Origin of the sequence: Paraburkholderia sp. BL23I1N1 (assembly GCF_003610295.1) — a bacterium.
GTDB lineage: Bacteria > Pseudomonadota > Gammaproteobacteria > Burkholderiales > Burkholderiaceae > Paraburkholderia.
The window spans coordinates 996774-1021523 of record NZ_RAPV01000002.1 but is presented as its reverse complement, the minus strand read 5'-3'; the positions used below and the strand labels follow the sequence as shown (position 1 = coordinate 1021523).

At 62.7% G+C, this 24750-nt stretch carries 22 protein-coding genes; 14 read left to right on the top strand and 8 right to left on the bottom strand.

Annotation, left to right across the window (positions count from 1 at the left end; translation table 11 throughout):
• Positions 1–169: 169 nt before the first annotated feature.
• The 4 genes from B0G76_RS37245 (at position 170) to B0G76_RS37230 (ending at position 5167) form a co-directional block, all read left to right on the top strand.
• Complete coding sequence (locus B0G76_RS37245; RefSeq protein WP_120297698.1) at positions 170–2293, top strand: site-specific recombinase; 2124 nt, start codon at positions 170–172, stop codon at positions 2291–2293.
• A 196-nt stretch (positions 2294–2489) separates the two neighbouring features.
• Positions 2490–3785: a class I SAM-dependent RNA methyltransferase gene (locus B0G76_RS37240; protein ID WP_120297697.1), complete on the top strand. Its 1296-nt coding sequence runs from the start codon at positions 2490–2492 to the stop codon at positions 3783–3785.
• A 182-nt stretch (positions 3786–3967) separates the two neighbouring features.
• The gene (locus B0G76_RS37235) at positions 3968–4351 is read left to right on the top strand and encodes a VOC family protein (protein WP_120297696.1); all 384 of its coding nucleotides are present in this window, start codon (positions 3968–3970) and stop codon (positions 4349–4351) included.
• Between the two features lie 75 nt (positions 4352–4426).
• Positions 4427–5167 carry a YafY family protein gene (locus tag B0G76_RS37230; protein ID WP_120297695.1) on the top strand — a complete coding sequence of 247 codons (741 nt, stop codon included), beginning with the start codon at positions 4427–4429 and terminating at the stop codon, positions 5165–5167.
• Between the two features lie 65 nt (positions 5168–5232).
• Here B0G76_RS37230 and B0G76_RS37225 read toward each other — a convergent pair whose 3' ends face one another.
• The 3 genes from B0G76_RS37225 to B0G76_RS37215 form a co-directional block, all read right to left on the bottom strand.
• Positions 5233–6687, bottom strand: coding sequence for an NAD(P)(+) transhydrogenase (Re/Si-specific) subunit beta (locus tag B0G76_RS37225; RefSeq protein WP_120297694.1), 1455 nt, complete (start codon positions 6685–6687; stop codon positions 5233–5235).
• Entirely contained in the window at positions 6687–7013 is a 327-nt protein-coding gene (locus B0G76_RS37220) for an NAD(P) transhydrogenase subunit alpha (RefSeq protein WP_063494792.1), read from the bottom strand. Before B0G76_RS37220 ends, B0G76_RS37225 begins: the two co-directional genes overlap by 1 nt.
• 68 nt (positions 7014–7081) lie before the next feature.
• Entirely contained in the window at positions 7082–8224 is a 1143-nt protein-coding gene (locus B0G76_RS37215) for a Re/Si-specific NAD(P)(+) transhydrogenase subunit alpha (protein ID WP_120297693.1), read from the bottom strand.
• A 246-nt stretch (positions 8225–8470) separates the two neighbouring features.
• Between B0G76_RS37215 and B0G76_RS37210 the strand changes: the two genes are divergently transcribed.
• The 5 genes from B0G76_RS37210 to B0G76_RS37190 all read left to right on the top strand — a co-directional run bounded on the left by B0G76_RS37210 (position 8471) and on the right by B0G76_RS37190 (position 13034).
• The gene (locus tag B0G76_RS37210) at positions 8471–8953 is read left to right on the top strand and encodes an NUDIX hydrolase (protein WP_120297692.1); all 483 of its coding nucleotides are present in this window, start codon (positions 8471–8473) and stop codon (positions 8951–8953) included.
• 92 nt (positions 8954–9045) lie between these two features.
• Entirely contained in the window at positions 9046–10203 is a 1158-nt protein-coding gene (gene mnmA, locus B0G76_RS37205; RefSeq protein ID WP_120297691.1) for a tRNA 2-thiouridine(34) synthase MnmA, read from the top strand.
• Positions 10204–10416: 213 nt separating this feature from the next.
• Positions 10417–12027, top strand: a complete 1611-nt coding sequence (locus B0G76_RS37200) for an FMN-binding glutamate synthase family protein (RefSeq protein WP_120297690.1) — start codon at positions 10417–10419, stop codon at positions 12025–12027.
• 161 nt (positions 12028–12188) lie between these two features.
• On the top strand, positions 12189–12830 hold the full coding sequence (locus B0G76_RS37195; protein WP_183082287.1) for an FkbM family methyltransferase: 642 nt from the start codon (positions 12189–12191) through the stop codon (positions 12828–12830).
• Between the two features lie 21 nt (positions 12831–12851).
• Positions 12852–13034 (top strand): hypothetical protein, encoded by a 183-nt coding sequence (locus B0G76_RS37190; protein ID WP_120297688.1) that lies wholly within the window; start codon positions 12852–12854, stop codon positions 13032–13034.
• Positions 13035–13199: 165 nt separating this feature from the next.
• On the opposite strand, the gene B0G76_RS37185 is transcribed toward B0G76_RS37190, so the two are convergent.
• The gene (locus tag B0G76_RS37185; RefSeq protein WP_259460932.1) at positions 13200–15386 is read right to left on the bottom strand and encodes a hypothetical protein; all 2187 of its coding nucleotides are present in this window, start codon (positions 15384–15386) and stop codon (positions 13200–13202) included.
• Positions 15383–15532, bottom strand: coding sequence for a hypothetical protein (locus tag B0G76_RS44405; protein ID WP_259460931.1), 150 nt, complete (start codon positions 15530–15532; stop codon positions 15383–15385). Before B0G76_RS44405 ends, B0G76_RS37185 begins: the two co-directional genes overlap by 4 nt.
• A gap of 1082 nt (positions 15533–16614) precedes the next feature.
• Between B0G76_RS44405 and glyQ the strand changes: the two genes are divergently transcribed.
• The 5 genes from glyQ to B0G76_RS37155 are packed head-to-tail and all read left to right on the top strand — an operon-like array spanning position 16615 to position 22036.
• Positions 16615–17622, top strand: coding sequence for a glycine--tRNA ligase subunit alpha (gene glyQ / locus B0G76_RS37175; protein WP_120297686.1), 1008 nt, complete (start codon positions 16615–16617; stop codon positions 17620–17622).
• A 15-nt stretch (positions 17623–17637) separates the two neighbouring features.
• A complete protein-coding gene (glyS, locus tag B0G76_RS37170) occupies positions 17638–19737 on the top strand; it encodes a glycine--tRNA ligase subunit beta (RefSeq protein WP_120297685.1) in 2100 nt (699 codons plus the stop codon).
• 10 nt (positions 19738–19747) lie between these two features.
• On the top strand, positions 19748–20302 hold the full coding sequence (gmhB, locus tag B0G76_RS37165; protein WP_120297684.1) for a D-glycero-beta-D-manno-heptose 1,7-bisphosphate 7-phosphatase: 555 nt from the start codon (positions 19748–19750) through the stop codon (positions 20300–20302).
• A gap of 40 nt (positions 20303–20342) precedes the next feature.
• Positions 20343–21101: a 1-acyl-sn-glycerol-3-phosphate acyltransferase gene (locus tag B0G76_RS37160; RefSeq protein ID WP_120297683.1), complete on the top strand. Its 759-nt coding sequence runs from the start codon at positions 20343–20345 to the stop codon at positions 21099–21101.
• Positions 21102–21145: 44 nt separating this feature from the next.
• Positions 21146–22036 carry a M48 family metallopeptidase gene (locus B0G76_RS37155; protein WP_120297682.1) on the top strand — a complete coding sequence of 297 codons (891 nt, stop codon included), beginning with the start codon at positions 21146–21148 and terminating at the stop codon, positions 22034–22036.
• Between the two features lie 76 nt (positions 22037–22112).
• On the opposite strand, the gene B0G76_RS37150 is transcribed toward B0G76_RS37155, so the two are convergent.
• From B0G76_RS37150 to B0G76_RS37140, 3 genes are all read right to left on the bottom strand, one after another.
• On the bottom strand, positions 22113–22511 hold the full coding sequence (locus tag B0G76_RS37150; protein ID WP_120297681.1) for a hypothetical protein: 399 nt from the start codon (positions 22509–22511) through the stop codon (positions 22113–22115).
• Between the two features lie 25 nt (positions 22512–22536).
• Positions 22537–22923 carry a lactoylglutathione lyase gene (gloA, locus tag B0G76_RS37145; RefSeq protein WP_120297680.1) on the bottom strand — a complete coding sequence of 129 codons (387 nt, stop codon included), beginning with the start codon at positions 22921–22923 and terminating at the stop codon, positions 22537–22539.
• Positions 22924–23025: 102 nt separating this feature from the next.
• Entirely contained in the window at positions 23026–24678 is a 1653-nt protein-coding gene (locus B0G76_RS37140) for a long-chain-fatty-acid--CoA ligase (protein ID WP_120297679.1), read from the bottom strand.
• Between the last annotated feature and the right edge of the window lie 72 nt (positions 24679–24750).

The window sequence follows — 24750 nt, the reverse complement described above, 5'->3', positions numbered from 1 at the left end:
GCAGGCAAAGAAAAGTAGGTGCCGCCCCGCACAGGGGCAACGCTAATAGACCACTAACAAAACAAGGAAAGGCCAACGCCACACGCAAACAACCCAAAAGCGCCGAGCAGGCAACCAACTCAAGGAAAGGCCAAAAAAGCCAGCAACCCCGTAGGGCAAAAAACCCAAAATGTTCACCTCCTTCAAAAGATTCCTAAAAAAATGGCGAGCCTCCCGCGACGGCGGCCACCAACTGGACGCACTGCTAGCGATTGCCGACAAGACGGCGCCTTATCCGGACCGCAGTGAATGGCTGATCGAACTCGCCCACTGGATCCACCGCGGCCGCGCAGTCCAACCCGAGCAACTCGACAGCACCGTCGAAAACTACCCATCACGCTCATCCCCGGCACACACAAGAATCCGTTATCTCCTCCACGTGCTGGACCGTAACCCGGCCTGGAAGGCCAACGTCGCCGGCATTCTCCGCGCGCTGCTCCGCGAAAGCGACAGCCTCTCGCTTCTCTGCGATGCAGGCATGCCCGTTCACTCCGGCTTCTTCGGCGCACTCTTCGAACGCCTCGAAGCCTCACTGATCCCGCCCGCGCCGAACCGGCGCGACCTGGGCGCGATCGTCACGCTGATGTTCAGCCAGGAACGCGACGCCGAATGGATCGCCAATCTGCCAACCGATCTGCTCACCCGCATCCGCGACCTCTTCGCCTTCGACGAGGACGACAGCGAACAACGTGACATCGCCCCGTTCTCGCTCGACCTGTTGGCCGCCCTGCACAACCTCACCTGCCAGATCAGCTCGACCGGTCTGTCGCAAACCGTCCGCAGCCGCCTCGGCGAAGTCGATCTCCGCGATGCCGGCGATGTCCGCGCCGCCATGGAAAAGCAGCCGTTCTACCGGCTCACGCGCGCCATGCTCGCCGTCGAAGCAGCCCATCAGGCAGTCAGCGAAGGCGCCCCACAAGACAAGCTGCTGCATGAGGTCAACTATCTGCGCCTGCTGCTCGACGAATGCCGCAGCGCCACCGACAACGTCTTCGCCCATCTCTACCGCAACGGCGTCAGCGTCGATATCGTGTTCCAGGTCGAACGGATGCGCATGCGCATCGTGCGCGCCGAGCATCTGCTGGACGCCTGGATGACGCAGGACGATCCGCACGCCGGTGCGCGTCTCGCCGCCGAACTGGTGAACGCGAATCACGCGAGCCAGAGCGTCGCCCATCTCGTGCGCAGCAATTTCTCGTTGCTGGCGCGCAAAGTCGTCGAGTACAGCGCCGATACCGGCGAGCACTACATCGCGCGCGATCGCGCCGAATACCTGAAGATGCTGCGCATGGCAGCCGGCGGCGGGCTCGTGACCGTCGTCACAGTCTGCGTGAAATTCGCCATCACCGGTGTGCATCTGCAAGCAATGGTCGAAGGCCTGCTCGCCGGCATCAACTACGCGGCCAGCTTCCTCCTCATGCACTTCCTGCACTTCTCGCTCGCCACCAAGCAACCGGCGATGACCGCGCCCACCCTCGCCCGTGAACTGGACGGCGTCGGCACGCCGGCAGGCGTGGACAGCTTCGTCAGTTCGGTGACCGCACTCATGCGTACGCAAGCCGCCGCGGTGCTCGGCAACGTGCTGCTGGTGTTTCCCGTGTGCTTCGGCGTGCAATTGCTGTGGCACGCGCTTTTCAACGCCAACATCATCTCGCCGGAGAAGGCGCACGCCACGCTGCACTCGTTCTCACTGCTGGGACCGACGCCGTTCTACGCCGCGTTGACCGGCGTGCTGCTGTGGTCTTCCAGTTTGCTGTCGGGGTGGGCGGACAATTGGTTCGTCCTGCATCGCGTAGCCGATGCGCTCGCCTACAACCGGCGCCTGCGCCTGACGCTCGGCGCGGCCGGCGCGGCCCGGCTCGCAGCGTTTTGCCGCACGAATGTGGCGGGCGTGGTGGGCAATATCACGCTCGGCCTGATGCTCGGGCTCGTGCCGGCGATCCTCACCGCCTTCGCATTCGCCTTTGAAGTGCGTCACGTGACGCTCAGCGCCGGCTCGATCGGCGTGGCGATCGGCGTGCTCGGCAAAGGCGCGTTGAAGTTGCCGGAACTGTGGTGGGCGGTTGCGGGGGTCGGAAGCATGGCAATCCTCAACGTGGCCACGAGTTTTGCGCTCGCCTTCTACATGGCGGTGAAATCGCGCGACTTGCGGCGCAATGCGGTGCGCTCGCTGCGTGGCGCGATCTGGCAGCGGGTGTTCCGGCATCCGCTGGAGCTGGTGTGGCCGGCCAAAGCGGCACCTCAGAGCAAATAGAGAGCACGCACGGGGGCGCCAGCGAACGGCTGCCACGCCGTCCCACGTGCGCCGGGGCGCCCCCCCCGAAGCCACGCGTTCCGCTCACGTGCGGGCCGCCCCGGCGGCGGCGCCGCGCCCCCGGGAACAGCCCCGCCTGGCCCGTCACCCCGACCGCGTACAATAGCGCCTTATCTAACGCCTTCCGGCAACCTCAATGTCCTTCGATTTCTTCCTTCCCTGTCCGCGCGGCCTTGAAGCCGCGCTCGCCACCGAGCTCGCTGAAATTGCCGCGAAGCACCTGAACGGCGCGCCGTTCACGGCCGGCGCGCAAGTGCCCGGCGGCGTGCATTTCCGCGGCGGCTGGGCCGCCGGCATGGCCGCCAACCTGCACTCGCGCCTCGCGAGCCGCGTGCTGCTGAAAATCGCGCATCGGCCGTATCGCAGCGAACAGGACATTTACGCGCTCGCGGTCGAACAGCGCTGGGAGCAGTGGTTCTCGGCGAACGAAACGCTGCGCGTGGACGTCACCGCGATCAAATCGCCGCTGCGCAGCCTCGAATTCACAACGCTGCGTGTCAAGGACGCGATCTGCGACCGCCTGCGTGAAGTAAGCGGTGCGCGTCCGAGCATCGACACCGCCATGCCCGACGTGCGCGTGTTCGCGTTCCTCACCGCCACCGATTGCACGCTGTATCTCGACACCTCCGGCGATCCGCTCTTCAAACGCGGCTGGCGGCTCGATAAGGGCGCGGCGCCGCTGCGCGAGAACCTCGCGGCGGGCATTCTGCGTCTGACCGGCTGGACCGCCGGCACGCCGTTGTACGACCCGATGTGCGGCAGCGGCACCTTCCTCGCGGAAGCCGCGCAAGTGGCGCTGAATATCGCGCCGGGCGCGGAGCGCCGCTTCGGCTTCGAGAAGCTCAAGCAGTTCGACGCCAAGACCTGGCAACCGCTGAAGGCCGCCGCGCTCGACGCGAAACACGCCGGCCGCGACTCGCGCGCCGATTTGCAGATCTTCGGCAGCGATATTTCCGGCGACATGCTCGACAAGGCGCGCGCGAATTTCCAGCGCGCCGGTCTGCCGTTGATTCCGCTCAAGCAGGTCGACGCGCGCGGCATGACGGCGCCGTCGGCTGAACCGGGCATCCTCGTCGCGAATCCGCCGTATGGCGAGCGGATCGAAGTGCGCGGTCGCAACGCGCGCGGCGAAATCCGCGAAGGCCGCGCCACGCGTGAAGGCCGCGACGACGACAGCTTCCGCCGCGCTCAGGAAGAAACCCCGGACAGCGAGTTTTTCCAATCGCTCGGCGATGCGCTGAAGCAGCGCTTCACCGGCTGGCACGCGTTTATTCTCACTTCGGATCGTAAGCTGCCGGGCCAGTTGCGTCTGCGCGAGTCGACCAAAACGCCGCTCTTCAACGGCGCGCTCGAATGCCGGCTGTTCCGCTTCGATCTGATTGCGGGCAGCGTCCGGCAACGGCCGCAGAACAACGACACGCCGGCAGCGTAAGCTGGAGCAGAGCAGCATCGAAAAAACCGCGGATCCAGGTCCGCGGTTTTTTTTCGCCGGTACCCCGGTATTGGACACCCGCCACGCCCTACTGACACTACGCTGTCAGTAGCCCCCACGCACACTCCTCCTCACGCCATCCGGCGCTTTGCACGGCCTACCGCCATTCACAGGAGAGTGTCATGTCCGCATCATCCAAAGTAGTTGCATGGTTCGAGATTCCGTCCGTCGATTTCGAACGCGCTGTCCGCTTTTACGAAGCCGCACTCGACGTCAAACTGAATCGCCAGGAAATCGGCGGCCAGCCAATCGCCATCTTCGGCTACGAGGAACCGGCCACCGGCGGCGCGATCGTCCATAGCCCGTCGATGGAGCCAACCGGCGACGGCGTGCTCGTTTATCTGAACGCCCGGCCGACCGTCGACGTCACCCTCGCACGCGTCGAAAAAGCCGGCGGCAAGACGGATGGCCCGGTGATCAAACTGCCGCAGGACATCGGCTATATCGCGTTCTTCACCGACACGGAAGGCAACCGTCTCGGCCTGCATTCGCTGACCAACGGCTAAAACGGCTAACACGCAACGCGGCGTATAAGCGCGGCCGCCGACAGGCACCGCGCGGAACGCCGACCGGAGCGCAGCATGCGGCGCTATCATCGCGGGACAGTCCCTGTCCTTTTCTACAAGACGCCCACGATGACGCGCCGCGCCGACCGCCTGTTCCAGATCGCCGAACTGCTACGCGGACGGCGTCTGACCACCGCGCAACAACTCGCCGACTGGCTGAATATCTCGTTGCGCACGGTCTATCGCGACGTGCGCGATCTGCAATTGTCAGGCGTGCCAATCGAAGGCGAAGCGGGCATCGGCTACCGCTTGAGCCGCGCGGCGAGCCTGCCGCCCCTCACCTTCACCGTCGACGAACTCGCCGCGCTCGCAGCGGGCGCGCGGATGCTCGAATCGTGGGGCGGCGCCGGCTTTGCGAGCGGCGCGCGCGGGGCCTTGGCGAAGATCGCCTCGGCAATGCCCGCCGACAAGCGCGCAACGCTCGAACGTCTGCCGATCTTCGCGCCGTCGTTTCACATCAAGGCGGAATTTTCAGCCAGGGTGGACGTGCTGCATCGGGCGATCGACGCGCGTCAGGTGGTGAGTTTCGCCTATACCGATGCAAATGGCGCGGCGACCGAGCGGCGCGTGTGGCCGCTGGCGCTGGCGTATTGGGGCGCGCGCTGGACGCTCGGCGCATGGTGCGAATTGCGCCGCGATTTTCGCAATTTCGGGTTGGAAAAGATCCGGGATCTTCAGGTGCTCGAAGCGTATCCGGATCAGGAAGGACGACGGCTGGCGGATTTGATGCGGCATGTGAATGCGAAGCCGCGGTGAACCAGGCTGCATGCCGGGTGGTTCGCGCGGCCCGCCGCGAGGCAGGCCGCGCGAACCATAGCCCGTTACTCCACCGCCTTCACCATATCCTCAATCACCTTCTTCGCGTCGCCGAACACCATCATCGTCCTGTCCATGTAGAACAGGTCGTTGTCGAGACCGGCGTAACCCGCGGCCATCGAACGCTTGTTCACGATCACCGTGCGCGCCTTATAGGCCTCGATGATCGGCATGCCCGCGATCGGCGACTTCGGATCGTTCTTCGCGGCCGGATTCACCACGTCGTTCGCGCCGAGCACCAGCACCACGTCGACCTGACCAAACTCGCCGTTGATATCGTCCATTTCGTAGACCATGTCGTACGGCACTTCGGCTTCCGCGAGCAGCACGTTCATGTGACCCGGCATCCGGCCGGCCACGGGGTGAATCGCGTACTTCACCTCGATGCCCTTCTCGACCAGCTTGTCGGTCAGCTCCTTCAACGCATGCTGCGCACGCGCCACGGCGAGACCATAACCCGGTACGATCACCACGGTTTCCGCATTGCCGAGCATGAACGAAGCATCATCAGCCGAACCGGATTTCACCGGACGCTGCTCCACCGATCCGCCCGCCGCAGCCGCACCCGCCTCGTTACCGAAGCCACCGAGAATCACGTTGAAGAACGAGCGGTTCATCGCACGACACATGATGTACGAGAGGATCGCACCCGACGAACCCACCAGCGAGCCCGCGATGATCAGCATCGGATTGTTCAGCGAGAAACCAATGCCCGCCGCCGCCCAGCCCGAGTACGAGTTGAGCATCGACACCACCACCGGCATATCCGCGCCGCCGATCGGGATGATGATCAGCACGCCGAGCACGAACGCGATCAGCGTCATGATGATGAACGGCAGCCACGATTGCGTAAGGAAGAAGATCACGCCGAAGCCGAGCATCGCGATCGCGAGCATCAGGTTGATCAGATGCTGTCCCGCATAAACCACCGGTGCGCCCTGAAACAGGCGGAACCTGTACTTTCCCGACAGCTTGCCGAACGCGATCACCGAACCGGAGAACGTAATCGCGCCGACGAACGTGCCGATGAACAACTCGACGCGATTGCCATACGGCAGGAAGCCCGGAATCGGATTGTCCGGATCGACGAGGCCGAAGGCGGACGGCTCCGACACCACCGCATAGGCGATACACACGGCGGCAAGACCGATCAGCGAGTGCATTGCCGCGACCAGTTCCGGCATCTTGGTCATCTCGACGCGCGCGGCGACGAACGCGCCAATCGCGCCGCCGATCACCAGTGCGACCAGCAGCAGACCAAGCCCCAACCCGAGATTCGAGCCGAGCGCATTAGCCTGTTTGACGATCAGCGCGATGGTGGTGAGGATCGCAATCGCCATCCCGACCATGCCGAAGGTATTGCCGGTGCGTGCCGTCTTCGGATTCGACAGCCCTTTGAGCGCCTGAATGAAACAGACCGACGCGACCAGATAAAGCAGCGTGACGACATTCAGACTCATTACGCGTTCTCCTTGGCAACGGCGGGGAGCTTCTTCGGCTCTTTCTTCCTGAACATCTCCAGCATTCGCCTCGTCACGAGAAAGCCGCCGAACACGTTGACCGCCGCGAGCGCGACGGCCAGCGTGCCGAAGAACTTGCCGGTGTCGCCTACGGTGAGGCCAGCTGCCAGCATCGCGCCGACGATCACGATCGCCGAGATCGCGTTGGTCACCGCCATCAGCGGCGTGTGCAGCGCGGGCGTGACGTTCCAGACGACGTGGTAGCCGACGTAAATCGCCAGCACAAAGATGATCAGGTTGATGACGGTGTGGTTGATGACTTCCATTCCTCTCTCTCCTTTGTCGACCAGAGTTAGCGCTTTAGCGCTTACTCTGGTCCCATGCAACATCGTTGCTATGCCTTGCGCGTGACTTCACCATCACGGGCCAGAAGTGTGGCCGCGACGATGTCGTCCGCGAGATCGATGTTCAGGGCGCCTTCCTTGCTGATGATCAGCTTCAGGAAGTCGAGCAGGTTGCGTGCGTATAAAGACGACGCGTCGGCGGGCACCATCGAGGCCAGATTCGTATAGCCGACGATCTGCACGCCGTGTTTCGTGACGACCTGGTCCGCTTCGGTGAGCGGACAGTTGCCGCCGCGCCGGCCTTCGTATTCCGCGCCCCGGCCTGCCGCGAGGTCCACCAGCACGGAACCGGGTTTCATGGCCTGCACGGTTTCCACCGAGATCAGCGTCGGTGCGGCGCGACCTGGGATCAAGGCGGTCGAGATCACCACATCGGCCTGTTTCGCGCGCTCGTGAACCAGTGCGGACTGACGCGCAAGCCACGAAGGCGGCATCGGCCGCGCATAGCCACCTACACCCTGCGCGGCTTCGCGCTCCTCGTCGGTTTCGTTCGGGACGTCGAGAAATTTGGCGCCGAGCGATTCGATCTGCTCCTTGACGGCCGGACGCACGTCGGACGCTTCGATCACGGCGCCGAGGCGCTTGGCGGTCGCAATCGCCTGCAGACCCGCCACACCCGCGCCGAGAATCAGCACGCGCGCTGCTTTCACGGTGCCCGCGGCGGTCATCAGCATCGGCATGAAACGCGGATAGAGCGTGGCGGCCAGCAGCACCGCCTTGTAGCCCGCGATGTTTGCCTGCGACGACAGCACGTCAAGGCTCTGCGCGCGCGTGGTACGCGGCGCGGCTTCCAGAGCGAACGCGGTTATGCCCGCTGCCGCCAGCTTTGATGAGTTTTCGGCATTAAAGGGATCGAGCATACCGACCAGCGTCGCGCCGCGCTTGAGCAGCGGCAGTTCGGCATCGGTCGGGGACTGGACCTTGAGGACCAGATCGGCCCCAAAAGCGGTGGCCGCGTCGACAATTTCCGCGCCGGCGGCTGTAAAAGCATCGTCAGGAAAGCTCGCGCCGGTGCCGGCGCCGCTCTGGATCGTGACCCGGTGGCCCTGGGTCACGTACTTCTTGACCGTTTCGGGCGTCGCGGCGACGCGGGTTTCGTGCGCGCGCGTCTCGGCTGGCACTCCGATGTGCATCTTTGACTCCTCCTCGACTTCCTGTTTTACGACAGATCTGCCGACGAGGCACGCCGGCTTGCAAGTGCAACGGCTAACCGCGTCACTTTAACCGAAACTCGGGGGTGCGCAGAAATCGGGGACAATCCGGGTATCCGGGCCCGGCAGGACGCCTTATCAACCGTCGGCCCAGCTCACGGCCGGTCGCCCGCAGCCGGTCGCCTGCTTCCCGGCAGCAAAGGCCTATAAACGGTAAAATGCGCACCCATGAAACCGGAAACTTGGCTGCCGCACGTCACCGTTGCGGCCATCGTCGAGCGTGACGGGCGTTTTCTCGTTGTCGAGGAACATACCGCCGACGGCCTGCGCCTGAATCAGCCCGCCGGGCACCTGGAAGCGGGCGAAACGCTTCTGGACGCGGTGATCCGCGAGACGCTCGAAGAAACCGCGCATCCGTTCACGCCCGAGGCGCTGGTCGGCATGTATATGACGCATTTCGAGCGACCCGGCAGTGAGGGCGTGACGTATCTGCGCTTCACCTATTGCGGCACGAACGGCGAAGCGGATCTTGAGCGCGCGCTCGATCCCGAGATCGTCCGCACGCTGTGGATGAGCGCCGACGAATTGCGCGCCTGCCCTGAACGGCACCGCACGCCGCTCGTCATGCAATGTCTCGACGATTACCTCGCCGGACGGCGTTTCCCGCTCGACTTCGTGCACACGCATTCGGTCGGGCGCAAACAGGTTTAAGCAGACACAGCCGGGCCCAACCCGTCACGAGCGGCCAGGCAACACGGTCAACCCACGATCAATGAAGTCACGCAGCACCCAGTGAGCACCTTATGAGCAAGCAGAAAGTCGTAGTAGGCATGTCGGGCGGCGTCGATTCGTCGGTTACCGCGTGGCTGCTGAAGGAACAGGGCTACGACGTGGTCGGCCTGTTCATGAAAAACTGGGAAGACGATGACGACAGCGAGTACTGCTCGACGCGGCAGGACTGGATCGACGTCGTGTCGGTGGCGGACCTGATCGGCATCGACGTCGAGGCGGTCAACTTCGCCGCCGAGTACAAAGACCGCGTGTTCGCCGAATTCCTCCGCGAATACTCGGCCGGCCGCACGCCGAATCCCGACGTGCTGTGCAACGCCGAAATCAAGTTCAAGGCCTTCCTCGATCACGCGATGTCGCTCGGCGCGGAAACCATCGCGACCGGCCACTATGCGCGCGTGCGCGAGAACAACGGCCGCTTCGAACTGATGAAGGCCTTCGATCATACGAAAGACCAGTCGTACTTCCTGCATCGGCTGAACCAGGCGCAGTTGTCGAAGACGCTGTTTCCGCTCGGCGAGATTCCGAAAACCAAAGTCCGCGAGATCGCTGAACAGATCGCGCTGCCGAACGCGAAGAAGAAGGATTCGACCGGTATCTGCTTTATTGGCGAACGGCCGTTCCGCGACTTCCTGAACCGCTATCTGCCGACCCAACCCGGTCCGATGAAAACCACCGACGGCAAAGTGATCGGCGAACACATCGGCCTCGCGTTCTACACGTTCGGCCAGCGCAAGGGCATCGGCCTCGGCGGCAGCAAGGACGGCAGCGGCGAGCCGTGGTTCGTCGCCGGCAAGGATATTGCGTCGAACACGCTGTATGTTGCGCAAGGCCACGACCATCCGTGGCTGCTAAGCCATACGTTGAGCGCGGGTAATACCAGCTGGGTCGCGGGCGAGCCGCCGGCTGAAGGCTTCGCTTGCGGCGCGAAAACCCGCTATCGGCAAGCGGATGCGCCGTGCTCCTTCGGCGCGGCGGCCAGCGCCGCAGGTGTCGGCGAAGGCCTCTTCGAACTGAATTTCGACGACGCCCAATGGGCTGTCACACCGGGGCAATCGGCGGTGCTCTACGATGGCGACGTGTGTCTCGGCGGCGGCATCATCGAACACGCGGTGACCGGGCAGCCAACGGCGCGCCAGCCGCAAAAAGCAGCGTTGCTGACCGCCCGTTGAACCATGCGTTTGATCGTGCGGCAACACCCTGGCGCCGCCGCACGCGCTTCACATGCAGGCCTCAACTTCAAGCTTCAGACGTCACGCTTCACCTACACGTTTCACATTCGAGCCGCAGCTAGCTTCACCATAACAAGCAGTTGTTCGTTTCCCTTCACGGCGGATTCCGTCTGCGCCGACAGCGTCGACGATCCTCACTGCACTGGAGTCCCCATGTTTTCTCGACGTTATCTGGCGATGTGGTGCGCAGTCGTTCTGCTCGCAGCCTGTGCAGTACTCGCCGCGACGCATCACGTTTCCTGGTTCTGGATCATCGTGCCGGTGGCACTCGTCGCGCTCGGTCTGTTCGACCTGACGCAGGACCGCCACGCGATTCTGCGCAACTATCCGCTGTGGGGTCACTTCCGCTTCCTGTTCGAATTCATCCGCCCGGAAATCCGCCAGTATTTCGTCGAGGACGATACCGACGAGAAACCGTTCTCGCGCGCGCAACGCAGCATCGTCTATCAGCGCGCGAAGAACGACGTGGATAGCCGCCCGTATGGCACGGAACTCGACGTCAAAGCCGTCGCGCACGAATGGATCAGCCACTCGCTCGCGCCGACAAAGCTCGATAACCACGACTTCCGGCTCGTAGTCGGCCCCGACCGCGCACAGCCTTATTCGATGTCGATCTTCAACGTCTCCGCGATGAGCTTCGGCTCGTTGTCGGCGAACGCGATCATGGCGCTGAACCTCGGCGCGAAGAAAGGCAATTTCGCGCACGACACGGGCGAAGGTTCGATGTCGAAATACCACCGCGAGCATGGCGGCGACATCATCTGGGAAATCGCTTCGGGCTACTTCGGCTGCCGCAACGACGACGGCACTTTCAGCGCGGAGAAGTTCGCGAAGCAGGCCGCCGTGCCGCAAGTGAAGATGATCGAGGTGAAGCTCTCGCAAGGGGCGAAACCCGGTCACGGCGGCGTGCTGCCGGCCGCCAAGATCACGCCCGAAATTGCGGAGACGCGCGGCGTGCCGATGGGTCGCGATTGCATCTCGCCTGCCACCCACTCTGAATTCTCGTCGCCGCGCAGCCTGCTCGAATTCGTCGACCGTTTGCGCACGCTGTCTGGCGGCAAGCCGACCGGGTTCAAGCTGTGCATCGGGCATCCGTGGGAATTCTTCGGCATTGCGAAGGCGATGCTGGAAACGGGCATTCTGCCGGACTTCATCGTGGTTGACGGTGCGGAGGGCGGCACGGGCGCGGCGCCACTGGAGTTCACCGATCACGTCGGCGTGCCGTTGCAGGAAGGCCTGCTGCTGGTGCACAACACGCTGGTTGGCATCGGCTTGCGTCAGCGCATTCGCATCGGCGCGAGCGGCAAGATGATTACCGCATTCGACATCACGAAGACGCTCGCGATCGGCGCGGATTGGGTCAACGCCGCGCGTGGCTTCATGTTCGCAGTGGGTTGCATCCAGGCGCAGACCTGCCACACCGGCCGTTGCCCGACCGGTGTGGCGACGCAGGACCCGGTGCGTCAGCGCGCTTTGGTGGTGCCGGACAAGGCCGACCGTGTCTTCAACTTCCATCACAACACGCTGCATGCGCTGAAGGAAATCATTCAGGCCGCGGGGCTCAAGCATCCGGCGGAATTGCGCGCGCATCACATCGTGCGGCGCGTGTCGTCGCATGAAGTGCGCTTGATGTCCGAGCTGCTGAAGTATCTCGAACCGAACGATCTGCTGAACGGCAACTATCGCTACACCCTGTACGAGAAATATTGGCCTATGGCGCAAAGCGAATCGTTTGCGCCAAAAGTCGAACTGGCCGCGACGTAGTCTGGCTGAGGCGGCGATGGATTCGCGAATCGATCGCCGCCTCAGTCCTAGATTTTGACGACAAGTTCTTGCAGAAAAATAAGAATCCTTAAGAGCGCCTCTTATATACAAGGACAGTGGCGGACCGTACATTGGCGTGATCTTTTTCCCGCTCAATGTCCATGGCTACGCCTTCTTCTTTTCCGCTGCCGCTCGGCGAGCACACGCAACTCGTCCAGACCCGTCATGGCTGGATGCTCGCCAATCCGAACGATTTCTATCTCGGCCGCGCAATCATCGAATATGGTGAATGCTGCGAACTCGAATCGGCTGTGTTGCGACAGTTGCTGGTGCAGCCAGGCATCGTCGTGGAAGTCGGTGCGAATATCGGCGTGCATACGATCATGCTGGCTCATGAGGCGCAGGCGCGCCGCCAGGTGCTGGTCGCTTTCGAACCGCAGCCGGTGATCTTTCAGAACCTCTGTGCGAATCTCGCGGCCAACGGTGTGCGCAATGTACTGGCCTGGCCGTATGCGTGTGGGGCGGCTGCGGGAACGCTGCATTTTGCGCGGCCCGATTATGACGCGCCGGGCAACTTTGGCGGCGTGTCGATGCAGACAGAGGCAGCGGCGAATACGCTCCCGGTTCCGTGCGTGCGGCTGGACGATGTACTGCGCTCGCATACCGTGGGGCCGCTGAAACTCGACGTGGAAGGGTTCGAGTTGAATGCACTGCTGGGCGCGGAGGAAACCATCGCCCGTTCGCGACCGGTGATTTACGTGGAAAACGACCGGCTTGATCGGTCGCAGGCGTTGATTGAGTAGTTGTGGTCGTAGGAATACCGGTTGTGGTGGCATTTGCCGCCGCTGTTCAACCCGGGCAATTTCTTTGGGCGCGCGGAGAATATCTACGGCAGGTTGCTGTCGTGCAATATGCTCGCACTGCCGCGGGAACTGGAGATGGAGATTGATGGGTTTGTCGAGGTGACGGATTCCGCGGCGCATGCGTTGATGAGTTTGAGCGGTTAGCCGACAGAGCTTCCACGAGATAATCAGGGGTCTTGTATACAGTCAAGCTCTAAACAGACCCGCTGATGGAGCAATCATGAATGAACTTGAAGCACACTTCGATCACACGTTTCGATACATGCGTCAGAACTCGCGTGGCTTGACGTATACCGTGAGCTTCAGCGTTTATGCACGCGGCGATGGCACCTTCGTGTACGGGTGCCAACTGATACAGGATGCAAACAACCTCCGTTTCGGCAGTGGAGCTATTGCGTTCGACTTTAAAGGATCGTTTGCGGAAGCCGAAGTGCACGTTCGCTCATTGCTAGTGAAAATGATCGAGGACCTGCCCGATGAGACTGAGTCCGATCGTTTCAAGTTCCGAAAGGAAATCTGTGTGACCCGGTGTTCGGCGTCGTGGCTGTAGTTCACCCTGGCGCGATCCATGTCGATTCCGACTAGGTCGCGGCTGTCCGCTGCATAGCGGTACGTCCATATCCCCTGCAGGGTTGGCCAGTCGAAGGTGCGGATCAACTTGCCCGTGACGCTGTCGTAGTAGACAAGCGTGGTCCCAATGGGCTGGTCGGCCTCGGCACTTCCGCGCTGACTCGGACCGTAGTCATCCAAACCGGTCAGTTTGTCGAGCGTGTTGTCCCAGCCGTAGTGCCAGCTTCGGGTAGCGGGCGCACTGGCAGCGGGTTGAAAATCGCTCTGCCGCGCTCGACCCGCCGTGTCGTAGGAGTACGTCGTTACCTGGCCCTTGCGGTCGGTCGCCGTGGCCAGTTGCCCCGCGCTGTTCCACGTGTAGGTCTCGCTGTGGCCTAACGCGTCCGTTTTATTCACTGGACGGCCGATCGCGTTGTACGTGTAGCGCGTCGTGACGCCGTTCGGATCCACCTGGCTCAGCAGATGGCCGTTGCCGTCCCACGTAAAACGGGTCACGCCGCCCAAGGCATCGGTAATGTCGGTGGTGCGGTCCAGCGCATCGAGCGTGCGTTTCGTCTTGTTGCCCAGTGGATCCTGCACTGCTGTCACGCGGCCTGCTGCATCCGCCGTGTACTCTGTCGTGCGATTGAGCGGATCAGTGACACTTGTCAGGTCGGCGCCGGTGTACGTGTAACGCGTCACGCCCTTGAGCGCATCAGTCACCGTAAGCGGACGCCCCTGGCTGTCGTTCGTCAGCGTGGTACGGTTCGCCAGCCGGTCCATGACCGTCAGCAGGTTGCCCTTCGGGTCGTACGTGTAGACGGTGCTCACGCCCCGCTGCGGGTCGCCTGCCTGCGCTTCGGTCAACAACTGGCTGTAGTTGTCGAAAGTGCGCGTGACCAGTGTGCCGTACTGATCAGCCGCGCTGATCCGGTTGCCGTTCGTGTCGTAGCCGTACGTGTACTGACGATCGGTCGCCGTGAGGTTCGTCATGCGCCCGTTCGGGTCGTACATGAAGGTCTGCACCTGCTCCATCGGCTGGCCGGCGGGATACGTGTTACGCACGACCCGCCCATTCGCGTCGAACTCGAGGCGCCGGATGCTGCCGCGCCGGTCTGTCACTTCGGTCTGCGAGACCTTGCCGTCCGTGAATGTGTACGCGAAGCCGAACGCGCTACCATCAGCGAGCTTCTGGAACGTGACGCGGTCGTTATCGTCGTAGGTGTTCGTGACCTGGAGATTACCTTCCGGGTCGGTGACACTCATCAGTCGCGACTTGCTGTCCCAGCTGTATTTCCACACACCAACACCCGCATCCGTCACCTGGGTCAGGCGGTCCTGGCTGTCGTACGCATAGTTGACTTGCCTGTTCAGCGGGTCGGTCACGTGCGAGATCAACGGCGCGCCGCGGCCACCGATGATAGAGGCGAACGTCAGCGCACGGCCGTTCGGGCCGGTGATGCTGGTGATGCCCCCCGTGTTGGCGTCACGCGCGACCGATACCGTGTTGCCGTTGCGGTCCTGCACGCTGCTCAACCGGTACAGGCCATTGACCATCGTGAAGCGCCGCACGCGTCCGTCGCGCAGGGTGAGGACCTTGCTCGTACCGTTACGGTCGCCGTTGGTGATCGTGGCTCGGTAGTAGTCGCCCGGGCTCGTCAGGTCGTCCCAGATCGTGGTGCTGCCAGAACGTGCGGTGAACGGAATACGAACACCGCCTGGCAAGCGCAATTCGATGCGTTGCCGCACGCCATTGCCGTCTTCAGCGCTCAACGTCAGGTAGCTATCGTAGGCCAACGTCGCCCCAACACCGAAGATGCCGGCCATGGGCTTGCCGGAGGGATAATAGGCACTGCTTCGGTAGACCCGTGCGAGATCCAGCGCGATCGTGTCGGCGACACGCAGATCGTGCGCGACCAGATGGAACTGGCCAGTGTAAAGCTTCACCGGATCGCCACCCGACGTACTGCTTCCACACCCTGCCGTAGCGTCGCCCGCACATCCGCCGCCGTTCGCATCGGCGCCTGCACGACCTGGACCGCCGCCGCCAGCACCACTGCCTGAACCACCCCCACCGCCCGAATTGCCGTCAAGACCGTCGCCGTCACTGCTGCCGCCATCATCGGGCGACAGTGACTCGTCTGTGCCGCCCGGGGGAATCGCCGGCACAGTAAGCGTCAATGAGGTTATTGGGATAGCAGGCCATGCCACGCCGACCTGTTAATGCCTTCATCACGCAGGCGCGATCGCCCGGATAGGCACCGGCAGCGGCATACTGTTCGCCGCAACTTTCCGCGTGTGCATGTGGCGCGACAAACCACGACAACAGCACGAACGGGCGCGGTAGCGCGCGACGCACCGCGAAGGCATCAATGGATCGCATAAAGGCCTGAAAAAAGACTGGGAGGAAATCGACCGCGAAGGCTTAGCGTGAACTTGCCTGAGTCGATAGATGCAAAGCCGACGGCTTACCGGCATCCGATGCATGCAAGGAACCCGCGTTACCTACGGGCACTGCTGCAGACAGAGCCCCCTGCCGCCGGATCGCTGTGATGTTGCCGGCCGCGTCATAGTCGTAATACGCGGTGGCGCCCGCGACCGTTACAGACGTGAGACGGCTCAGTGCATCGTATCCATAGGTGATGTCATCTGCGTGCGCGAGCACCGGCGAAACCGCGCAAGAGATGACCCCACAACTCAAAGCAAACCGCCTCAGCAAGGTCGAGCGCACGCAGGACGACAAGAAGGAAACAACCCACTCACATGAATCGACAGCTGTCATCGACACCCCCACAAAACAGTAAGGTTTACTTAATATCATCCAAAGATATCGAAAGCTGAGCCCTACGACAACTTCCTTTGTGTCAAATTTGGTGAAGATAAAAATCTGCGACTTGAATCAAGGCTTCGACACACAAAATCACCAACCGCAAACGCGTCCGGATCAAGCCCACGCTGCCCCCACGTCGCACATCTGCATCTACTCGCACCGTCGCAATGGACAACACCCACCAACCCGCCACACCCCACCCGCACGCCCCTCGCCCACCCCCACCCCCACCAAAACGGACACCCCCCTCCCTTTCCGTTAAAATCTACGGTTTAGCACTTCGCTCCACGGCCAGCTCGCGCGCTCCGGCGTTTGCGGCGCGGCCCTATGCCCGAAAGGCACTTCATGCTCACGTTTCAGCAAATCATCCTGACACTGCAGTCCTACTGGGATAAGCAGGGTTGCGCGTTGCTCCAGCCAATCGACATGGAAGTCGGCGCGGGCACGTCCCACGTCCACACCTTCCTGCGCGCGATCGGTCCGGAACCGTGGCGAGCCGCCTATGTGCAGCCGTCGCGCCGACCGAAAGACGGCCGCTATGGTGAGAACCCGAACCGCCTGCAGCATTACTACCAGTACCAGGTCGTGCTGAAGCCGGCGCCGGAAAACATTCTCGATCTGTACCTCGGCTCGCTGGAAGCGCTCGGTTTCGACCTGAAGCAGAACGACGTGCGTTTTGTCGAAGACGACTGGGAAAACCCCACGCTCGGCGCCTGGGGTCTCGGCTGGGAAGTGTGGCTGAACGGCATGGAAGTAACCCAGTTCACCTACTTCCAGCAAGTCGGCGGTCTGGATTGCAAGCCGGTGCTGGGTGAAATCACCTACGGTCTCGAACGTCTGGCCATGTATCTGCAGAAGGTCGAGAACGTGTACGACCTGGTCTGGACCGAGTGGGAAGAGCAAGGCCCGAACGGCCCGGAACTCCGTCGCCTGACTTACGGCGACGTGTATCACCAGAACGAGGTCGAACAGTCGACCTACAACTTCGAGCATGCGAACGTCGATCTGCTGTTCACGTTCTTCAACAGCTACGAAGCAGAAGCCAAGCGCATGATCGACGCACAGATCGCGCTGCCCGCTTATGAGCTGGTGCTGAAGGCCGGCCACACGTTCAACCTGCTGGACGCCCGCGGCGCGATTTCCGTCACGGAACGCGCAGCGTATATCGGCCGGATTCGCGCGCTGTCGCGTCTGGTCGCACAGGCTTACTACGACTCGCGCGAAAAGCTCGGCTTCCCGATGCTCGGCAATCCGGTGCACGGCGTGCCCGGCCTGACCACCGACGCACAGGATGCCGCAATGCCCGCGTGGGCGCCGCCGCTGAAAGTCGAACGCAAGATCGACCAGGACTGACGAGAACATCAAGAAATGACTCAACCCCATCAAGCTACCCTGCTCGTCGAGCTGCTGACCGAAGAACTGCCGCCGAAAGCGCTCGCGCGTCTGGGCGACGCGTTCGCCGAAGGCATTGCGCAGCGCCTCGCGGCGCGCGATCTGGTCGAAGGCGAACTGTCGTTCGAACGTTATGCCACGCCGCGCCGCCTCGCCGTCACGATCAGGAACGTGCGTTCGGTCGCGCCGGAAAAACACGTGCGCGAAAAAGTGCTGCCGGTTTCGGTCGCGCTCGATAAAGACGGCCAGCCCACCGCGCCGCTCGCCAAGAAACTGGCCGCGCTCGGCTTCCCCGATTTCTCGGTGAACGACCTGGAACGCGCGCAGGACGGTAAGGCCGAAGCCTTCTTCCTGCGCTATGCCGCGCCGGGCGCCGCGCTCGCCGAAGGCCTGCAAACCACGCTCGACGAAACGCTCGCCAAGCTGCCGATCCCGAAGGTCATGACGTATCAACGCCCGGACGGCACCAATGTGCAGTTCGTGCGGCCGGTGCATCGCCTGACCACGTTGCACGGCGAACAGGTCGTGCCGGTCACGGCGCTCGGCGTCGATGCCGACGACACCACGCTCGGCCATCGCTTCCTGTCCGAAGGCTTCGTGCAGATCCAGCACGCGGATGCCTATGCCGAGACGCTGATGCACAAGGGCCGTGTGATCGCGAATTTCGCCGACCGCAAAGAAACCATCCGCACGCATCTGCTCGCGCAAGCCGACGGCGATCAGGTCGTGATGCCGGAATCGCTGCTGGACGAAGTGAATTCGCTGGTCGAATGGCCGGTGGTCTACGCCTGCCGTTTCGAGGACGAATTCCTGCAAGTACCGCAGGAATGCCTGATCCTGACGATGCAGACGAACCAGAAATACTTCGCGTTGACGGATGCGAACGGCAAGCTGCGCTCGCGCTTCCTGATCGTGTCGAATATCGAAACCAAAACGCCGGGCGATATTGTTGAAGGTAATGAACGCGTGGTGCGTCCGCGCCTGGCTGATGCCAAGTTCTTCTTCGAGCAGGACAAGAAGAAGCCGCTCGCCGACCGCGTGCCGCTGCTCGCCAACGTCGTGTATCACAACAAGCTGGGTTCGGCGCTGCAACGCGTCGAGCGCGTCGAAGGGCTGGCGGGTGGAATTGCCTCGCTGATCGGCGCAGATGTCGCCTTGGCCAAGCGCGCCGCGCGCCTCGCCAAGGCTGACCTGATCACCGACATGGTCGGCGAATTCCCCGAGCTGCAAGGCACGATGGGCACGTATTACGCGCGCCACGACGGCGAGCCGGAAGAAGTTGCGCTGGCGTGCTCGGAACACTATCAGCCGCGTTTCTCCGGCGATGCATTGCCGGCCACGACAACCGGCACGGTCGTCGCGCTCGCCGACAAGCTCGAAACGCTGGTCGGCATCTGGGGCATCGGCCTGCAACCGACCGGCGAGAAAGACCCGTTCGCGCTGCGCCGTCATGCGCTCGGCGTGCTGCGGATTCTGGTCGAGAAGCAAATGCCGGTCGACCTGGTCGAACTGCTTCGCACTGCCTACGCGCAATTCGCCGCCGTGCCGGGCGTGGCTGATTCGACTCAGGCGATCTACGAATTCAGCATGGACCGTCTGCGCGGTTTGCTGCGTGAGCGCGGCTACGCGCCGGGCGAAATCGACGCGGTGCTGGCACTGAACCCGACGCGCCTCGACGACATCGTCGCGCGCCTGGATGCCGTGCGCGAGTTCGCGGCGCTGCCGGAAGCGGCCTCGCTCGCGGCGGCCAACAAGCGCATCTCGAACATTCTGAAGAAGTCGGAAGGCGCGGCGAACGGCGGCGTGCAGGCTACGCTGCTGACCGAAGCGGCGGAACAAGCCTTGCATGCGCAACTGGAACAGGTAGCACCGCGCGTGCAATCGCAACTCGCCGTGCGCGACTACACGGGCGCACTGACCGCGCTCGCCGCGTTGCGTGAACCGGTCGACACGTTCTTCAACGACGTCATGGTCAACGCCGAAGATCCGGCGTTGCGCGCCAACCGTCTGGCTTTGCTCGGCGCGCTGCATCAGCAGATGAATTGCGTCGCCGACATTTCCCGACTCGCCGCCTGAGCCCCGCGCCATGCCGACCAAAAAAGTGGTGATCCTCGACCGCGACGGCGTGATCAACGTCGATTCCGACGCGTTCATCAAGTCGCCGGACGAATGGGTCGCGCTGCCCGGTTCGCTCGAAGCGATCGCGCGGCTGAACCAGGCGGGCTATCGCGTGGCTATCGCGACCAATCAGTCGGGCATCGGCCGCGGTCTCTTCGATATGAACGCGCTCAATGCAATGCATCTGAAAATGCATCGCATGGCGGCGGCAGTCGGCGGGCGCATCGACGCGGTGTTCTTCTGCCCGCATACGGCGCAGGATCAGTGCGAATGCCGCAAGCCGAAGCCCGGCATGCTGAAAATGATCGCCGAACGTTTCGAAGTCGATCCGGAGAATACGCCGGTGGTCGGTGACGCGATGCGCGACCTGCAAGCGGGCGCGACGCTCGGACATCCGACACATCTGGTGCTGACCGGCAAGGGCCGCAAGACGCTCGCAGCCGGCGGCCTGCCCGAAGGCACGTGCGTACACGACGACTTGCGCGCGTTCGCACTCGACTTCCTTTCCGACGCTCACGAGTGACGCGCGTCACGCGCGTCTCTAACCCTCTCCGACCACGCCGATGCGCTTCATTCGTTCACTGCTGCTGCTGATCTACCTCTTGCTCTTCACGGTGCCGTACGCGATCGCGTGCTTCATTGCGTTTCCGTTCATGCACGCTGACAACCGTTACTGGATGGCGGCCGGCTGGTGCCGCGCCACGCTCCATACGGCGCGATGGTTGAACGGCATCCGCTACAAGATCGAGGGCTACGAGAATCTGCCCGATGGTCCGGCCGTGCTGCTTTCCAAGCACCAATCGGCATGGGAAACGCTGGCGTTTCCGGCCCTGATGCCGCGGCCGATGTGCTATGTGTTCAAGCGCGAGCTGCTGTATGTGCCGTTTTTTGGCTGGGCGCTGGGCCTGCTGAAGATGGTTCACATCGATCGCAAGGAAGGCAAGTATGCGTTCGACTCGGTCATCAAGCAAGGCAAAGCGCGCATGGCGGAAGGCGCCTGGGTCATCATGTTTCCGGAAGGCACGCGTACGCCAACCGGCAAGCAAGGCAAGTACAAAACCGGCGGCGCGCGTTTCGCGATTGCCGCCGGCGCACCGGTCGTGCCGATCGCGCACAACGCCGGACGTGTGTGGCCGCGCAACTCGTTTCTCAAATATGCGGGTATAGTCACAGTGTCGATCGGCAAGCCGATCGAGACCACGGGGCTCACGCCCGATGAAGTGAACACGCGCGTCGAACAGTGGATCGAAGCTGAAATGCGTCGCATCGATCCTACTGCGTACCGCGCGGCGGATAGCACCTCCGCCGCCGCACCAATCTGACGCGCCCGCGCCCTCGAAGGCGCATTTGCGCGAAGCCGAATCCGATGCAGAAGTCTCCTACGTCGCAGCCCGCTGCGGCGCTCGATAACCGGCAGCTCGATCTCCCGCTCTTCGCCGAGCCGGGGTCGACGTCGTCGTCCCCAACACCCTCCACACCGTCGGCGGGCTCGCAAAACGGGCAGCAGCCGGCCGTGCCGCTCGCACCAGACGGCACCAAGCTGCGCAGCCTCACCATCGGTTCGCGCACGCTGCACTATGCGCTCAAGCGTTCGGCACGCCGCTCGATCGGCTTTGCGATCGACAGCACCGGCCTGATGATTACCGCACCACGTTGGGTCACGCTCGCCGATATCGAAACAGCGATCACCGAAAAGCAGCGCTGGATTTTTACGAAGCTGATCGAGTGGCAAACGCGCGTCGAACAGCGCGCGTTGCCCAAAGTGGACTGGAAAGATGGGGCGGAGGTGCCGTATCTCGGCCAGCCCGTGCGCGTGAAGCTCGGCTCGCCGCAAGGCACGCTGGCGTTCAACGCGGACGAAGCCGCACTGCAAGTGCCGCTGCCGTTGCAAGCCGACCCGCAGCAAATCAAGGATCGCGTGCAAGGCTGGCTGCAAGGCGAGGCAAAACGTCTGTTCGGCGAGCGCCTCGCGATTTACGCGGAGAAGCTCGGCGTCAACTATCGGGCGTATGCGCTCTCTTCAGCGGCCACCCGTTGGGGCAGTTGTTCGAGCGACGGCAAAATCCGCCTGAACTGGCGGCTGATCCACTTCCCGCTGTCGATTATCGATTACGTCGTGGCGCACGAGCTCGCGCATCTGCGCGAGATGAATCACAGCCCGCGCTTCTGGGAAACGGTCGAATCGATTTTTCCGGAATTCCGCGAAGCGCGACAGACGTTGAAGTCGCATCCGCCGGAATTGCTGCCAACGCTTTGAGGCCTTCAACCACGAAGCCTTGAAGTCTCAAGGCCGGCGCTTCAACGCGAAGCCCCGGCCCTCCAAAACCTACCGCTCACTCCGTGCAGAACGTTTCCTGCAGGTGACGCCACGTCACCTTGCCGTGCACGTCCAGATCCATCACCGCGGTCGAGCGCCGCACGTTCGCATTGCCCGCGTTGTCGCGCTGATACTCGCGATATTTCACCACCGCGCCCGACGGATACTCGGACACGATCTCCATATCGCGGATTCTGATCTGCGAGCCGGGACGCGCGCCGTTCAGCTTCGCGAAAATCGCGCGCAGACCCGCGTGGTCGAGTGCGAGACCGGACGGCATGACCAGCGTGAATTGCGGAGCGAAGCGCGCCATGATGCGGTCCAGCGCTCCGTGATCCGCGGAGCCGTCGAACAATGCCTGGATTTCGACGTGGATGTCGTCGAGTTCCTTGAAGTAGGGATTGCTGTTATTCATTGCTTGTCCTCGCCCGGCGCTTACGTCACTTTTTCTTCTGGATGAACTCGATCTTGTAGCCATCCGGATCTTCGACGAACGCGATCACGGTGGTGCCGTGTTTCATCGGGCCGGCTTCGCGCACGACCTTGCCGCCTTGGGCCTTGATCTTGTCACATGCCGTGTACGCGTCTTCGACTTCGACGGCGAGGTGCCCGAAGCCGCTGCCGAGGTCATACGACGGCGTGTCCCAGTTGTGCGTCAATTCAAGGACAGTGCCGTCGCGCTCGTCCGTGTAGCCGACGAAGGCCAGGGTGAACTTGCCGTCCGGATAGTCGTCGCGGCGCAGCAGTTTCATACCGAGGATGTCGGTGTAGAAGGCAATCGAACGGTCCAGGTCGCCGACCCGGAGCATGGTGTGAAGCAGGCGCATCGTGTACTCCCAAGTGCGTGATGTCGAGAGTGACAATGTACCCGGAATCACGCCGCGCTGCAGCGCGCGCCACACGCGGTGGGACGCGTGGCGCGCCCGCTATCAACCCGCGCTTTTCACCTCGTCACGCAAGCTGCGCCGCAAAATCTTGCCGACGGTGGTCTTCGGCAATTCGCTGCGGAACTCGACGATCTTGGGCCGTTTGTAACCCGTCAGTTGTTCCTTGCAGAACGCGAAAATGTCCGCCTCGGTGAGCGCCGGGTCTTTCTTCACGACGTAGAGCTTCACCACCTCGCCCGATTCCGCGTACGGCACGCCGGGCGCCACCACTTCGAACACGCCCGGATGCTTCGCCACCACGTCCTCGATATCGTTCGGATAGACGTTGAAGCCCGACACCAGAATCATGTCTTTCTTGCGGTCGACGATCTTCACGAAGCCCGCTTCCGTCATCACGCCGATGTCGCCGGATTTGAAGAAGCCGTCCGGCGTCATCACCTGCGCGGTTTCGTCGGGACGGTTCCAGTAGCCGGCCATGACCTGCGGTCCGCGAATGCAGATTTCGCCGCGCTCGCCGGGCGGTAGTTCGCGGCCGGCGTCGTCACGAATCGAGATATCCGTGGACGGTAGCGGCAAGCCGACCGTCCCGGTAAACACGGTGGATGTCGGCAGATTGGTGGTGGCGCACGGCGAGGTTTCAGAGAACCCATAACCTTCGACGATCGGCACACCAGTCAGCGCTTGCCAGCGTTGCGCGACGGCTTGCTGCACCGCCATGCCGCCGCCGTTCGATTGCACCAGCTTCGAAAAGTCGAGTGTTTTGAAGTCGGGTTCGTTCAGCAGCGCGTTGTACATGGTGTTCACGCCGGGGAACGAGTTGATCGCGTAGCCTTGCAAGGCTTTGATCAGTCCCGGCAGATCGCGCGGATTCGGAATCAGGATGCCCAGCCCGCAGCAACGCATCGTCAGCAGGCCGCACACCGTTAGCCCGAAGATGTGATACAGCGGCAGCGCGACGACCGTGATGTACTGCTTGATATCGGTGCGTCCGCGATAAACCGGTTCGCGCCACAACTCCGATTGCAGGACGTTGGCAATCAGATTGCCGTGCAGCAGGGTCGCGCCCTTCGAGACACCGGTGGTGCCACCGGTGTATTGCAGCACCGCCACATCGCTTTGCGTGAGCGCGACGGGTGTGAGGCCCGCGTCCGAACCACGCGCGATCGCATCGTTCAACGCAATGCACGCGGTTGGCGGCACATTGTGCGCAATCTCCGGACGACCCGTACCGAGCATTTCGCCGATCGAGGTCAGCACGACATGCCTGATCGACGTGCGTGCCTGCACAGCTTCGAGCGTCTTCGCGAACGGTTCGAACAGCACGATCGCTTCCGCGCCGCTGTCGTTCAACTGATGCTCGAGTTCTCGCGGCGTGTAGGGCGGATTGACGTTCACCACCACGTAACCGGCACGCAGGATGGCCGCCATGACCACCGGATACTGCAAGACATTCGGCAGCATCACGGCAATGCGCGCGCCGCGTGCAAGACCTAGCCACTGAAACCACGCTGCAAGATCACGCGACTTCGCATCGAGCTCGCCGTAGGTCAACTCACGGCCCATACAAACGAACGCGCGCTCGGCCGCGTGTGTCTGGAAACTCCGCTCCAACAAGTCGCCAACGGAGCTGAACTGCGTAGTATCGATCTCCGCCGGGACGCCCGGTGGATAGGACTTCAACCAGATTTTTTCCATGTCTCCTCCCTGGGTTTCGCATCGCGACGCGCCAATGCACGATGTGCCGCTGCGCCAATGTGCCGATACGCC

Coding starts and splice junctions, on each gene's coding strand:
- B0G76_RS37245 (WP_120297698.1), top strand. CDS start 170: ATGTTCACCTCCTTCAAAAGATTCCTAAAAAAATGGCGAGCCTCCCGC.
- B0G76_RS37240 (WP_120297697.1), top strand. CDS start 2,490: ATGTCCTTCGATTTCTTCCTTCCCTGTCCGCGCGGCCTTGAAGCCGCG.
- B0G76_RS37235 (WP_120297696.1), top strand. CDS start 3,968: ATGTCCGCATCATCCAAAGTAGTTGCATGGTTCGAGATTCCGTCCGTC.
- B0G76_RS37230 (WP_120297695.1), top strand. CDS start 4,427: ATGCGGCGCTATCATCGCGGGACAGTCCCTGTCCTTTTCTACAAGACG.
- B0G76_RS37225 (WP_120297694.1), bottom strand. CDS start 6,687: ATGAGTCTGAATGTCGTCACGCTGCTTTATCTGGTCGCGTCGGTCTGT.
- B0G76_RS37220 (WP_063494792.1), bottom strand. CDS start 7,013: ATGGAAGTCATCAACCACACCGTCATCAACCTGATCATCTTTGTGCTG.
- B0G76_RS37215 (WP_120297693.1), bottom strand. CDS start 8,224: ATGCACATCGGAGTGCCAGCCGAGACGCGCGCGCACGAAACCCGCGTC.
- B0G76_RS37210 (WP_120297692.1), top strand. CDS start 8,471: ATGAAACCGGAAACTTGGCTGCCGCACGTCACCGTTGCGGCCATCGTC.
- mnmA (WP_120297691.1), top strand. CDS start 9,046: ATGAGCAAGCAGAAAGTCGTAGTAGGCATGTCGGGCGGCGTCGATTCG.
- B0G76_RS37200 (WP_120297690.1), top strand. CDS start 10,417: ATGTTTTCTCGACGTTATCTGGCGATGTGGTGCGCAGTCGTTCTGCTC.
- B0G76_RS37195 (WP_183082287.1), top strand. CDS start 12,189: ATGGCTACGCCTTCTTCTTTTCCGCTGCCGCTCGGCGAGCACACGCAA.
- glyQ (WP_120297686.1), top strand. CDS start 16,615: ATGCTCACGTTTCAGCAAATCATCCTGACACTGCAGTCCTACTGGGAT.
- glyS (WP_120297685.1), top strand. CDS start 17,638: ATGACTCAACCCCATCAAGCTACCCTGCTCGTCGAGCTGCTGACCGAA.
- gmhB (WP_120297684.1), top strand. CDS start 19,748: ATGCCGACCAAAAAAGTGGTGATCCTCGACCGCGACGGCGTGATCAAC.
- B0G76_RS37160 (WP_120297683.1), top strand. CDS start 20,343: ATGCGCTTCATTCGTTCACTGCTGCTGCTGATCTACCTCTTGCTCTTC.
- B0G76_RS37155 (WP_120297682.1), top strand. CDS start 21,146: ATGCAGAAGTCTCCTACGTCGCAGCCCGCTGCGGCGCTCGATAACCGG.
- B0G76_RS37150 (WP_120297681.1), bottom strand. CDS start 22,511: ATGAATAACAGCAATCCCTACTTCAAGGAACTCGACGACATCCACGTC.
- gloA (WP_120297680.1), bottom strand. CDS start 22,923: ATGCGCCTGCTTCACACCATGCTCCGGGTCGGCGACCTGGACCGTTCG.
- B0G76_RS37140 (WP_120297679.1), bottom strand. CDS start 24,678: ATGGAAAAAATCTGGTTGAAGTCCTATCCACCGGGCGTCCCGGCGGAG.